Annotated in this window: 10 protein-coding genes and 1 pseudogene; 1 reads left to right on the top strand and 10 read right to left on the bottom strand. The window is 56.1% G+C overall.

Annotation, left to right across the window (positions count from 1 at the left end):
* Nucleotides 1-11: 11 nt before the first annotated feature.
* The 10 genes and pseudogenes from NB063_RS00430 to NB063_RS00390 all read right to left on the bottom strand — a co-directional run bounded on the left by NB063_RS00430 (nucleotide 12) and on the right by NB063_RS00390 (nucleotide 10,737).
* Entirely contained in the window at nucleotides 12-1,286 is a 1,275-nt protein-coding gene (locus tag NB063_RS00430; protein WP_250926753.1) for a Gfo/Idh/MocA family protein, read from the bottom strand.
* A gap of 49 nt (nucleotides 1,287-1,335) precedes the next feature.
* Nucleotides 1,336-2,802, bottom strand: coding sequence for a sulfatase (locus NB063_RS00425; protein WP_250926752.1), 1,467 nt, complete (start codon nucleotides 2,800-2,802; stop codon nucleotides 1,336-1,338).
* Nucleotides 2,803-3,315, bottom strand: a complete 513-nt coding sequence (locus tag NB063_RS32395; RefSeq protein WP_322975031.1) for a sulfatase family protein — start codon at nucleotides 3,313-3,315, stop codon at nucleotides 2,803-2,805. It abuts the gene before it with no gap.
* Between the two features lie 18 nt (nucleotides 3,316-3,333).
* Nucleotides 3,334-4,173 (bottom strand): sulfatase-like hydrolase/transferase, encoded by an 840-nt coding sequence (locus NB063_RS32390; protein WP_322975025.1) that lies wholly within the window; start codon nucleotides 4,171-4,173, stop codon nucleotides 3,334-3,336.
* 11 nt (nucleotides 4,174-4,184) lie between these two features.
* The gene (locus NB063_RS00415; RefSeq protein ID WP_250926751.1) at nucleotides 4,185-5,621 is read right to left on the bottom strand and encodes a Spy/CpxP family protein refolding chaperone; all 1,437 of its coding nucleotides are present in this window, start codon (nucleotides 5,619-5,621) and stop codon (nucleotides 4,185-4,187) included.
* An 8-nt stretch (nucleotides 5,622-5,629) separates the two neighbouring features.
* On the bottom strand, nucleotides 5,630-6,808 hold the full coding sequence (locus tag NB063_RS00410; RefSeq protein ID WP_250926750.1) for a twin-arginine translocation signal domain-containing protein: 1,179 nt from the start codon (nucleotides 6,806-6,808) through the stop codon (nucleotides 5,630-5,632).
* Between the two features lie 14 nt (nucleotides 6,809-6,822).
* Nucleotides 6,823-7,752 (bottom strand): sulfatase-like hydrolase/transferase, encoded by a 930-nt coding sequence (locus tag NB063_RS00405; protein WP_250926749.1) that lies wholly within the window; start codon nucleotides 7,750-7,752, stop codon nucleotides 6,823-6,825.
* Nucleotides 7,753-7,790: 38 nt separating this feature from the next.
* Nucleotides 7,791-8,534, bottom strand: a pseudogene (locus tag NB063_RS00400) (alpha/beta fold hydrolase); the annotation flags it as partial.
* Nucleotides 8,535-8,695: 161 nt separating this feature from the next.
* Nucleotides 8,696-10,213: a LamG-like jellyroll fold domain-containing protein gene (locus tag NB063_RS00395; protein ID WP_250926748.1), complete on the bottom strand. Its 1,518-nt coding sequence runs from the start codon at nucleotides 10,211-10,213 to the stop codon at nucleotides 8,696-8,698.
* A complete protein-coding gene (locus tag NB063_RS00390; protein ID WP_250926747.1) occupies nucleotides 10,213-10,737 on the bottom strand; it encodes a sigma-70 family RNA polymerase sigma factor in 525 nt (174 codons plus the stop codon). Before NB063_RS00390 ends, NB063_RS00395 begins: the two co-directional genes overlap by 1 nt.
* 636 nt (nucleotides 10,738-11,373) lie before the next feature.
* Between NB063_RS00390 and NB063_RS00385 the strand changes: the two genes are divergently transcribed.
* The gene (locus NB063_RS00385) at nucleotides 11,374-12,183 is read left to right on the top strand and encodes an AraC family transcriptional regulator (protein ID WP_250926856.1); all 810 of its coding nucleotides are present in this window, start codon (nucleotides 11,374-11,376) and stop codon (nucleotides 12,181-12,183) included.
* Nucleotides 12,184-12,473: the final 290 nt, after the last annotated feature.

Here is a 12,473-nt window from a genome sequence, read left to right as displayed (position 1 = left end):
AAGTCCTTGGGCTAAACCGTGGGAAGTGAGAATTCGGGACGTCGTTCTTTGGTCAGCAATGCATTGGCCGCGTCATCGCCGATGATCTGCTCTTTGGTCGCATCCCAGTTGATCGTGCGTCCGGTAATCCGGCAGATATTGATCAGGTGCGCGACGCTGGTAATCCGATGGCCGACTTCCACCGGTGCATTGGGTTGTTCGCGGGTTTCAATGCAGTCCAGCCAGTTAGCGACGTGCGATTCCGTTTCCGACCCGTTGAATGGAGCGAGCAGATCCTTCGGGTTGCACGCGAACCGTCCACGATTGATTTCAATCTTGCCCTGCTGGCCAATAAAGATGCCGCCGAATGCGGGACCGCCCGTGCTTTCCAGTCGAATGACAGTGCCATCGGGGTAGTAAAGTCTCACGCCGCGGCCCCAGTATTCTTTCGCTTCGGTCGTAGGTTCGATCCGTGTTGGAGCGACATTCTCCCACCCCATGGCAAGGTGAACCATGTCCAGTGCGTGCGAACCACGATCGCAAATGGGTCCTCCCGTAAAGGCGTTGAAGTTTCGCCACCGACGGTGTAGCTGTTCGTGATAATCGAGCAGCTTTGCCTGGTCACAAAAACGATTCCAATCCGTGCCTTCGGGGATGGGTTGCTGGTCGAGACCCGTCGCAGGCCGAGAGCCTGAGTAATTCTTCACCAGGATCGTCGAAACTTTGCCCAGTCCCCCTCCGCGTACGAACTCGCAGGCATATTGATTGATCGGGGTGCTGCGTTGTTGCGTACCAACCTGCAGCACACGTTTGTGTCTTTGCACGGCTTCGACCAATGCGCGACCCTCCGGAATGCTGAAGCTGAGCGGTTTTTCCGCGTAGACATCCAGACCCTTGACACAGGCGATGATTGCCGCCCGCACGCGTACGTGATCGGGCGTCGCGATCATGACCGCGTCGAGTTCTTCCTGGTCGAACATCTGCTCGTAGTTCTGATAGAGCTTCCAGGAATCACCGGCCCGTGGATTGTTCTTGTTGTCAGCCGCAAGAACATCGATCTGCGGCAAGTAGCAATCGCAGACGGCGACCAGTTCGGCTCGATGGGATTCGCGGGACAACGCACGCGTCAGCCATTTGGCTCGATTGCCCGCGCCGATCAATCCGACTCGCAACTTGTCATTCGCCGATGCGGGCGGGGCAGCGTAGATTGCTGATGGCAACAGACCTGACGCAGCCAGCGCGGTGGTCGCGCCGATCGATCTCAACACGGATCGACGTGAAGTCTTGTTGTGCGGGGAAGAGTTCATTTTTTGATCCTGTTTGTTCAGCTTGTTCTCGTGATGTAGAAGGACTGAACTATTTCTTCTTTTTCTCTTTTGGGGTTCCCCTACGCGTCTTGGTCAAGGCAGAGGGAAGGGGCTGAGCGGCATCCTCGAAACCTGGGACCAGGGCGCGGAGTTTTTCGACGGTCATGGCGTATATCGGGTTATCGATCTGGTTGGTCCATTCGTGTGGGTCCTTGGTCGTGTCGTAGAACTCCTCTTCTTCGGCCCCATAGCGGGTATAGCGTCCGAGTTCGTGGCGGATGCTGATGTAGGCAAAGTCCGTTTTGGTCTTATCGCACAATCCGGTGACGGCGGTGCTTTGCCAGGGAGCCTTCGGGTCTATAAGCAGGGGGACCAGCGAGCGTCCATCGACGTAGGCTGGAGGCGTCAGTCCGCAGAGTTCAGCCAGGGTGGGGTAGATGTCCATCAGGGAAACAAACCGCTCCGACACGCCTCCGCCTTTGGTGACTCCCGGCGCGCGAAACATCAACAAGGTGTGCGTTCTCTCCTCCCAGAGGGTCGTCTTTTGCCAGTGATGTTTTTCGCCCAGGTGAAATCCGTGATCGGTGAGGAAGACGACAATGGTGTTTTCCTTGTAGGGGCTATTCTCGAGGGCATCGAGGACGCGCCCGAGTTGAGTGTCGACATAAGTGGTCGTGGCCAGGTAAGCCTGCACCGCCTCTTTGTGTTTACCAGTCTTGATGACTTTGTCGGCGAAGCTCCCGATCCCGTCACTGACCGCTTTGGCCAGGGGAGGAAGGTCGTCCAGGTCATCCTCGTTCAGCTCGGGAAGGACAATTTGGTCCAGGGGGTACATGTCAAGATACTTTTGCGGAACGTACCAGGGCATGTGGGGATTGAAGGAGCCGTAGGCCAGAAAGAATGGCTTGTTGTGTTTTTTCTCTAAGACCGCGATGGCTCTATTGGCTCCTCCGGTGTCATTCATTTGTTCCTCGGTGAGGTGGATAGGTCCCCAGTCCTGCTCGCCCCCGCTCAGTCCAGCCAGAGGAGCACCGGGAGGAGCCGGATCTCTTTTGTGGCCGACCTTATCATCCCAGTGTTCTTTCTGGTCCCAGCCGTGGGTGATTTTTCCGTACCCGAAAGTGTCGTAGCCGCCCTTCTTGAACAACCCGGCAAGAGATAGCACCGCATCCTGGTTAAGTGCCTCGCTCTCATTGATGATCTGCGCGTTGTTGTAGATACCCGATTTCCAGGGTGCGACACCCGAAAAGAACGCCGTGCGAGAAGGCGAACAAACCGGCGCGGCGGTGTAGGCTCGCGTGAAGTTCACTCCACTGCTGGCGAGCTTGCGAAGATTCGGTGCGACCACCTTGCCTGCATAGCGATCCGCGTCTTCCAACATCCAACTGTTTAAATCATCGGCAACCAGAAAGAGCACGTTCATCGGTCTTTCCGTCGGTGTCGCTGCCCCGACCGACTGTGTGAACAGCGCAATGATGGCGCCGGCGAAGATGAATTGTATGAGTCTGAAACGCATCTATTGTTTGCTCCTTTTCTTTCTGTTCTTCTTTGTCGCTGGATCTTCTGCACTGGGGAGTCTACCAATCGGTCGGCTGTTGGATTCGAATTCCCTGACCGCTGCATCCATCTGACGTCGCAGGTCTGCGACGATTTCGGGATGGTCCGCTGAGACGTCTCGCGTCTCGCCGGGGTCGACCTGCAGGTTAAACAGCGATCCTGCCGGAGCTGACGGACGCTTTCCCTCTCGACCGCTCTTGCCACCCGGCGTTAGATCTCGAACAAGCAGCTTCCACTGCCCGTGACGAATCACCGAACCAGGCACGATGAATGATTCGTGGATCGGTTTCTCAACCTTCTCGCCCCTCATGTACGGGAGAATGCTTCGACCGTCGATGACACGGTCGCCCGGCGAGTCGACTCCGGCGATCGCACAGAACGTCGGCAGCAAGTCGATGATTCCGGTTATCTGATCGTTGGTTGAACCTGGCTCGATCGTGCCTGGCCAACGCATGAGGCACGGGACGCGGATGCCTCCTTCGAAGTCAGTCTATTTGCCATCGCGAAGCGGGCCAGCATCGCCGCCTCCCGCGCCAAGCACCGGGCCGTTGTCTGATGCGAAGACGAATAACGTGTTGCTGGCAAGCCCTTGCTCGTCGAGCGTCTTCATTAACTCACCGACCTGCCAGTCGATCTCACGGGTCACGTCGCCGTACGCACCGCGCTTTGAAGTTCCCTTGAATCGTGTGTTTGGAATCCACGGCGTATGCGGCAGCGGCGATGCATAGTAGAGAAAGAACGGTCGCGCTTTGTTCTCTTTAATAAAGCCAATCGCGGCGTCGAGCAGCTTCGGAGAATGTTCTCCGTCCGTCTTGTGCTTGATCGATTCAATGCGTTCCAGGTTCCGATAAATCCCTGCGCCGTGTTCGAGATTGATCATGAAACCGTAAAAGAAGTCGAAGCCGTGACGCGTAGGATTAAACGCGTCCCATTCGCCGAGGTGCCACTTACCCACGATCCCCGTTGTGTAGCCGCCGGTTTTCAGTAGCTCCGGCGTTGTGACTTCGTCGGCGTGAATCCCGATGCGATCCTTGTTGTAGATGACTTTGGTGCAGTCCGCACGGTGCGCGTGAGAGCCGGTCATCAATGCCAGACGCGTCGGCGAGCAGCGCTGATGCACATAAAAGTCGGTGAACTTCATACCCTGTGTGCAAAGATCGTCGATGTTCGGTGTTTCAAGTGAATCCGACCCAAAACAACCGAGGTCACCGTAGCCTTGATCGTCCGTCAGAAAGACAACGATGTTCGGTTTGTCGGCAGCCTCAGTTTCTGCGACCCCAATGAGCACAGCGGTCCAGCACACGGCGAGCGTGAATGATCGTTTCACCATTATCGATACCACTATTCCAGTTCCTTTGGCGTCATGTTTTCACGATACGCATTCAGTTCCTTGACCGCCTGGTGCAGGCCGGGCCGCTCCGCCAGGCCGTCGTCAAAGAATCCCTGTTTGACTCCAGGGTTACCAAATCCCTTCGGAGTATCGACCGGATTGCACCAGAAGACGCCGATGATGTAGTCCGTGTTGATCGCTGCTTTCACGTAATCAGAATATGCCTTGCCTGCGACAACGGAATTCTCTTCCGCCTTCCAGCTACGGATGTCTTTGTCACCATCTTTGAAACGAATGGCGAAGTCGCACAGGAGAATCGGCTTCCCCGTGAGCTTGTGAATCTCGTCGAGTTTCTCTTTCGGAAACGGAGCCCGGAACGGCGGCTGAATCGCGACCCCGTCGATATAGGGCAGCATCTCCTTCACGACATCGGAATCGAATGTGTTAAAATCAAATCGATCACCAAAGATCAGATGGTCGGGATCGTATTTCCGCTGGGCGCCACCAACGACGCGGAAGTACTCGCGGGCGATGAGGCGAAGAAAAGCCTGGTCCCGCGATTTGTCGTCACCACCTTCCCATGTGCTGAGATACTTCTGATACGCCTTCTGACCGGGAGACTCTTCAGGCAATCCCCGGATGAAGTCCACCCAGTTCCTGCCGGATGGATTGTCGAGCGGCCACGAGCCAAGATCCGTCCAGCAATAACCGATGACATGGTGCGGGTGGCTAAGACTGCGGAAACAGTTGGCTTTGACACCTGCTTCAAGCCGAGCCTGTTCCTTCGGATCAAAAACATCGATGAACTTGACGCCGTTTTCACCTCGGTAATACGAAATGGGAACCAGGTGATTCCAGCTTTCGATGTAAGGCATATCATGCCGCAGTTGGTCCGGGCAGCCGTAACCATAAGAGTTAAAGCCGAGCTTTTGGCAGGCTGCGGACATTTCGGCAAAGTCGAACTTCGCCCTGTTGTTGCTCACATGAGTGATGCCGTGGGCAAAGAAAGGCTTGCCGTCCGGGCCGACAAGCCAGTGCCGGCCATCGATTCTGGTTAAGCGAATGTTTGGGAGTCTCTTCTCCCGCCCCGTCGCATTCGTACCTGCCGTCCCTCCAGCCCGGATCGCCCGGTACTTTGCCATCTGCTCCGGGGTGAGAAGTTGGTCAAGTTCCTCGAACCGGGCCTGATAGAAAGCCTGTTGTTTCGGCTTCCGCTCATTGGCTGGCAGTTTTTGGAATTCCGCCCACTTCGTGGTCATCGCTCTCTGGATGGCCAGAAACTCTGGCTTCTGCTTTTCGGAGAGATTCAGTTCCTTCAGAAACGGCTCCATCCGGGCGTTGAACGTTTTGTCCTGGCGGCTGGTGCTTTCTGCATTCGGCGGGTCGTCCGCAGCTCCTGCAGAGCTCAATGCAACAACGCTTATCAGAATCAAAGTGATTGTCTTCATGTTTATGATCATTGACCAAACTCCTGCTGCATCCACGCGGTAATCTCTTGATTGGCAGTCTTCATCAGAGCCACATTTTCCTGATCGGGCTTTTCTTGTTCATCCAGCAGACCGTATCGCCGAGCCCGGTTGCGTTGGTAGGCTCCGCAAAGATGGAATCCAATACATCCCGGATTCTTGAATAACGCCTCCAGCGTCCTTGCATACCAATCGCCTTCGTTTCGAGTGAACTCACCCGGCTTGGTGAGCCAGTTCATTCTCGCGGCGTCTGCCAGCAGGGCAGGCTTGCCGGTTTTCCGGTGCCACTCGTCGAGATGTTTCACCGGATCACGGAAGTCCTGGAACGACAGCACGTCGACATAGGGCTTCGACGCATCGATCACTTCCATTGCGATGGGAGCGATGGCTTCGTACCGATCGCCAAGGATCAGATGATGCTTGTCGTAGCGTCGGATGGCGTCGTGCGTGGTCTTGTAATAGCTGTGAGCCAACTCGGTCAGTTCTTTGCGGCCGGCTTCTGTTTTGAGCTGTTCAGGATCAAAGATTGGGCCGCGCCATTCGTTGTCCGGCCTTGAGTGCGTCCATGTCGGACAATCGCTGTAGAAGTAGCCAATCAGGTTTCGTTCGTCGCTGAGCTCAGCACAGTGAGAGCGTGCGACGTAATCGACCCATTCCTTCCAGTCGTCGCTCCGAAAATCGTAGTGGACGGTGTGCTTTTCCCACTGGTGCGATTCGGTGAAGGGAAGCAGGTGGCAATAGGGCATGTCGAGCGCGCGGTACTCATCGACTGTGAAGGCGCGCGAATGTCGCCACTTCCGCACGGTCACTTCCTGCACCCATCCGACCGTGTTGAATCCCCACTCCCTGAGATTCGGAGACACAGATTCTTTGATCCAGCGAATCGTGCTGCCGCCATACTTCTCCCGCCAAATGTCAATGTTCTCCGGGTACCGCAAACTGGCCGGATCGATGTGGTTCAGGCCCATCGTGAAGAACGGTTTTCCATCCGGCGTGATCAGCCACCAATGATCTTGCCGTTTACCAAGCGTGAAGAACCCGTCTGGCTCGGGCTGTGTAGTCTTAGTTGGTGCAGCCAACGCGTACTGCGAAAGCGACGCCGCAGACAGACTCGCACCGAGTGCGGCCGTGCGTTTTATAAACTCGCGTCGAGAAGTGTTGTCAATCATCGTCAGTTCCCGATTCATCGTTCGCCCGCAACACCGGCGGGACGTAAGTTCTTGCGGAGTTCGGCCTCGAAGGTTGCCAGTTGTCGCTTCAGACGCCGGGCGATTTCCGGATGCTCACCAATTACGTTCGACTGCTCGCCGATGTCATCGCCCAGGTTGTAAAGTGTCTCGACGTTGACCTTTTTGGGCTTGGGGGCGCTGTTGGGCTGTCGCTTTGATCCCTTTTCCTTCGGCGGCTTGTCGGTTGCCATTCGGTACTTCCAGTCTCCCATGCGGATGGCATCAACGCCACGGCCTCGCAAGTAGTAGATAGCTTCATGGGGTGACTTCGCATCCGGGGTTGCGGAGAGTAGCGGCGAGATGTCCTTTCCATCAATCACGCGGTCATCCGGAACTTCGCCGCCCGCGAGTTTGGTCAGCGTCGGCAGAAGATCCATGCTGGTGATGGCTTCGTCAGTTTCGATTCCCGCCGGTATCTTCCCCGGCCAGCGAGCCACAAACGGCACTCGAACGCCACCTTCCAGAGTCGAGCCTTTACCTCCTTTCAACGGGCCGGCACTGCCACCTTTGCCGGTGTTGGGGCCGTTGTCTGACGTGAAGATGACCAGCGTGTTCTGATCGAGTCCAAGTTCCTTCAGCGCCCGCAGAATCTCACCGGTGCTCCAGTCGAGTTCCTGAATTGTGTCGCCGTAGATGCCTCGCCGGCTGCTGCCCACGAATTTCTCGGACGCATGCAGCGGGATGTGCGGCATGTTGTGCGCAAGGTAAACAAAGAACGGCTTGTCTTTGTTTTTGGTGATGAAACGAATGGTCTCGCGAGTGTACCGCTGCGTGAACTGCGTCTGGTCTGCGGGGACTTCGATGACGATGTTGTCGCGAACCAGCGGACATGCCGCTGTCTCCCGCTTGAGGATTCCGTCGCGAGTGTAACCTTCGCGAAACACACAGTCGGCTGCGTACTCCTTAAGGGGTGCGGAGCGTCTTTGATGATAGTCAGCCCGTTTAGAATGCCGAGTTCGTCCATTCTCTTACGCAGGGACTCGGCACGCGTGCTGGGGTCATCCTTCTCGCCCGTGATCAGCCACACTGGTGGATCGTCCTTGTCGAGGTGGAAAAGCGGTGATGCCAATCGGTAGGCTGCGGGGACTTCGTCCTGGGAGCCGCCCATGAACTGCTGCCAGATCTCTGCACTCGCAGATTTCTGACGATTGCGTTCCGACATGAAGTCCGTCTGGCCGCCCATTGGCACAACAGCCTGGATCGCACTGCTGAATTCGGAGTTCCCACCGTCACCTTCCAGTTCTGCTACGCCAGCGGAAGTCGCCAACAAAGCCGCCAGATGCCCGCCCGCTGAGTGACCTATGGCGCCGATGCGATCGGAGTCGATCCCGTACTGACTCGCGTTTGCGCGAAGAAAGCGAACCGCCGCTTTGCAGTCGTGGATGTGAGCCGGAAAGGTCGCTTCTTCGCTCAGCCGATAGTCGATGGATGCCGTCACGTAACCTTGGGCTGCAAGAGCTTGAGCAACTTTGCGATGATTGAGTTTCGATCCTTTTCGCCAGCCACCACCGTGAATGCAGACGATCGCCGGCAATTCCTCCGACGCGTTCTTTGGACGGAATATGTCTAACTGCAAAGTTCGGTCACCGTATTGGGCGAACGTCACATCGAGGTGTTCGTCCAACTTGTCCAGCACGGCTTTCGGGATAACTGTCTTGCCTTCCATGCGAGATTGCTGACCCCGAGGCATCTGGGCACGAGGTTGCTGCGCCCGGGCAGTTGTCGCACACCCGATTGCCATGATGCACAGAGCGGACCCAATCGCCGCGGGCAAGCGCAGGCGTATGGTGGGTAATGGTTTGCGGTGCCACAAATTGCTTAATGATTTCATCTTGATCTGGTGATCTCCTCTTGCGCCAGTCGGTACAGCGTTAAAACTTCTTCGTCGTCGAGTGCTCGGTCGAACAACGCCACTTCGTCAATTCGTCCATCCCACACTTGTGTTGTACTGGCGTTGGTTCCAAACCAGATTGGATCCGATTCGCTCGTGGCCAATTCCGCACAGGGCTTCGACTGAACCAGCTTTCCGTCTTCGTAGAAGTGCATGTTGTGACCGTCAACCGTTAGAACCACATGTCGCCATTTGCGCAGTGGAAGAACCAATTCGCCTAGGACCGTTGATTGACTCCCATCGCGACTCCTGACAGTGGCTTGCAGCCGCCCGTCGTCATCCAGCAACACGTCAAAGTTACCGTGATCATCGTGCATGTTTGTGGCAGCAGTCGCGCCACGATCATCCGATTCGCGGTAGACAAACAAAGTCACCGAGAATTGCCCGGTATTCAGTGCAGGTGGATTGTTCACGCGTCCTCCACGCCCGATTGAATCCGCTCCAACTCGTAGCGAACCGCCGACGAACACGCCGCGTGCGTGCGGCGGACGTTTTCCTTCTCCGGTTAAGACGACGCCGGAATATTTTGGGGGTTCCGATACCAGGCCTTTGTCGCGGATTGGCATGCGGTAAAACGCGAGCGGCGACTTCTTTCTGACAGCGGGCGCGTATTTTCGAGCATGCTCTTCAAAATCGCGAATGAAGCGATCGGTCGCGATGGAAATGTTTTCGGGATCAGGCGTTCCTTCCTTAATCCGAACTGCTTCAGACGCCTGCACATCAACGGACCTGGATGCATCGCGCCCGTTCGACGCGCCGGGATGTACCCGAACGAGCCCGTCAAACACATGAACTTCGCTCGCGCCGCCTTCCACATCGACGGAAAACTCGGTGCCAAAATCAACGACTTCCGCTTCGGGGGTTTCGACGGTGAATCCGATCCCCGCGGGAGGAACCGTGGCCGACAGCCGTCCGCTGTGCAACACAACACGTGAATCGCTGATAGCATCGAATCGAGCCGGAGCTTCCAGGTAAACCATCACTCCGCCGCCGAAGTGCAGATGCAACAACCCCTTTTGCAATTCGTACTCGCCGGTCGGTAGATTCGTGTCATCCCAACGCTCGTCACTCTTCGTTAGCAACCCGTTCACATCGCTGACGACATTGGCCGCAAGAGTGCCAGCCGTGCCCGGGGCGTCTTCTGCTGCAGGCCACATGAATGCGACGATCAGGCAAGCGGCAATCGCGACGCCGGTCAGCAGCAAAGCTTGTCGCGAGTGGAAAATGGAGGGTGAAGTCGTCGTGCTGGTTTCGGGATCACGCCTCGCCTCCAACGCACTGTTCTGAATATCCCTGCGGCGCAACGAACGCCGTAAATCCGCATGCAACTCGGCTCGAAGCGCAAAGCGTTCCAAGTTGGCGGGAATCCTGAGCCACTTCTGAAATTCAGCAGCCTCAACGGCGGTCGCCTGTCCCTGAAGAACGCGATCGATCAAATCATCGTTGATGTCCATCACGAATTCTCCATCGCAAGCCGACGTTCAATGCAACTGGTGAGCACCGTTCGAACACGAGATAACAAGACTCGCACTGAACCGCTGGTCGAACCGACCGCTCGTGCCGTCTCTTCGGCGGAGAGCTCGTCGACGTAACGCAAGTCGAGCAGCCGCCGCGACTTCGCAGGAAGTTCATCCAAACACGCATCCAAAGCCTCACGCCTGTGACTCCGACCGTCAGCCTGCCGTGCGATGGTGTCAGCAAGTTGGCTGAGCAGTTCATCCGAAAAGATGATCCGAGCGCGATCCTGCGTCCGGTAGAAATCAATCACCCGCGATTTGGCGATCCAAAGCGTCCACGCCACGAACGATCGACTTGAGTCATATTCGTCGAACCGACGAGCCAGCTCTTGAGCGATCCGCTGGACGACATCTTCAGCATCATGAAATCCGGAAATTGACGCGAATACGTACGCCGAAACCGAAGGCTCGGCCTGCAGCCAGTAATGGGTGAATTCTTCGCGTTTCTGATTTTCGTCCATACGCACGGCCAACACTAAAGCGACTGTCTGTTAACCGTATGCCGAATGGCAATCGAAATCATTAACAGGAATCCAGAAATATTTTGATCCTACTTTATTTCACTCGACGCAACGTCGCGCTAATCCTCTGGCTGGCCGACTAGTCGGTGGTCGGATGGTCCTCAATCCGCTCCAAATCCGGAAAACCCCTTGCTCCGATGACACGTGGATTTCCGACAAATCCGGCTGACAGCAAATCAAGCTTGGGTCCGGTGCACTCGCGATTGGCCGTAATCGCCAAATCAATGTTTTGGGGATTCATCGTCGGTGAACAATTCGACCTCAGGCAAAGATAACGTCACAATGAAGTCGTCCGTCTTCAACAGCAGTTGCTCATCCGCTGTTGTGCAGACAAGTTACGGCCGTACTTGCGTAATCTGTTAGAGGCGGTTCAGACCGCTGTTAGAATGTCGCAGGTGGTGTTATCTCTCGATGTCGGGTGTTAGCGGTCTAGTGGCGTTTTCCGGGTAGAATAGGAAGCCCCCGACAGGCCACTCTTCGTCCTGCTTGCTCGCACTCATCCCGCGACGTAAACTCTCCGTTGCCTTTCACGTTGTTTGCATCGCCACCGAGGACAATATGGCTTCCGGGTTAAAAGTGAAGCATTTCAAAGTTCGTGGTTCTGCCGATGACGGGATTACGGTGCATCAATGGGAGTCGGTCGAACACACTTGGCCGAATCACTCGCACCCTGAATACAAACTGGGCGTTTCCGAAGGCGGAACGGGGACATTTTTCTATCGTGGCCAGCGATACTTCACCGGACCGGGGAAGCTGCTTGTCATTCACCCCAATGAAGTGCATTCGTGCACGGCTACCGGAGCGTGGCGTTATCTCTATGCTGCCCCGAACGTCATCGCCAGTATCGTCAGGACGTTTGACCGCAACGGTGATATCGAACCATTATTGCTGCCCCCGGTCATCGACGACACGCAACTTGTGGAGCTCGTTTTGCAGGCTCACCGGGCGATGGACGAGGGAGATCCGCAGTTGGATCAGGAATCAGCCTTTTATGAAGCCATCTGCGAGCTGTTAGTGCGGCATGCATCCATGCCGGACATTCCGAAAAAGCGGGGACGGGCGAACATTCGCAGAGTCAAGGAGAGCTTGGAAGCAAAATTTCGCGAGAATGTCTCGCTTCACGAACTCTCGCAATTGGCTGGGACCTCCGCCCCGTATCTAAGCCGCGTCTTCTCCAAAGAGGTCGGTATTCCCATCCAGGCTTATCTCTCTCAAATCCGAGTGCGTCGTGCGCAGCAGATGTTGATGGCCGGTGAGACGCTCGCTGATGTCGCCTACGCTGCCGGATTCGCGGACCAGTCGCACTTCACGCGGCATTTCAAACGATTCATCGGGGTCGCGCCGGGAGCGTATTCCAAGGCGGTGAATCCATCGAGCAACTCCTGACGCGCCGTTTCCCGTAGCCGAAGTCGCCGGGGTTTGGAGCTTCCTCTCAAACGTTGGTGATCCCATCGACGAGGGTTTTCCTCAAGCTGCATTCTTTTCTTTTGACGGCGCGCAAAATCGTTCAAGAAACGTCTCGTGCACCTTCCTAAACTCATGAGGTCGTGTGGCTTTGCTTCACACTTTGAGAGGATCGGTCCGCTCCGGGCTGGGGAGGATTACGCGCTGGAGCCGATGCTGGACCCTCCCCTCGCTTCACGCGACCCTCCCGGAGGGCATTGGTATCTACACAA

This window comes from Aporhodopirellula aestuarii (assembly GCF_023701485.1).
GTDB classification, from domain to species: domain Bacteria; phylum Planctomycetota; class Planctomycetia; order Pirellulales; family Pirellulaceae; genus Rhodopirellula; species Rhodopirellula aestuarii.
This window is presented reverse-complemented; position numbering and strand designations above follow the sequence as displayed.

Bases quoted from the DNA above. Each gene is read 5' to 3' on its own strand.
- NB063_RS00430 (WP_250926753.1), bottom strand. From the start codon at position 1,286: ATGAACTCTTCCCCGCACAACAAGACTTCACGTCGATCCGTGTTGAGA.
- NB063_RS00425 (WP_250926752.1), bottom strand. From the start codon at position 2,802: ATGCGTTTCAGACTCATACAATTCATCTTCGCCGGCGCCATCATTGCG.
- NB063_RS32390 (WP_322975025.1), bottom strand. From the start codon at position 4,173: ATGGTGAAACGATCATTCACGCTCGCCGTGTGCTGGACCGCTGTGCTC.
- NB063_RS00415 (WP_250926751.1), bottom strand. From the start codon at position 5,621: ATGAAGACAATCACTTTGATTCTGATAAGCGTTGTTGCATTGAGCTCT.
- NB063_RS00410 (WP_250926750.1), bottom strand. From the start codon at position 6,808: ATGATTGACAACACTTCTCGACGCGAGTTTATAAAACGCACGGCCGCA.
- NB063_RS00395 (WP_250926748.1), bottom strand. From the start codon at position 10,213: ATGGACATCAACGATGATTTGATCGATCGCGTTCTTCAGGGACAGGCG.
- NB063_RS00390 (WP_250926747.1), bottom strand. From the start codon at position 10,737: ATGGACGAAAATCAGAAACGCGAAGAATTCACCCATTACTGGCTGCAG.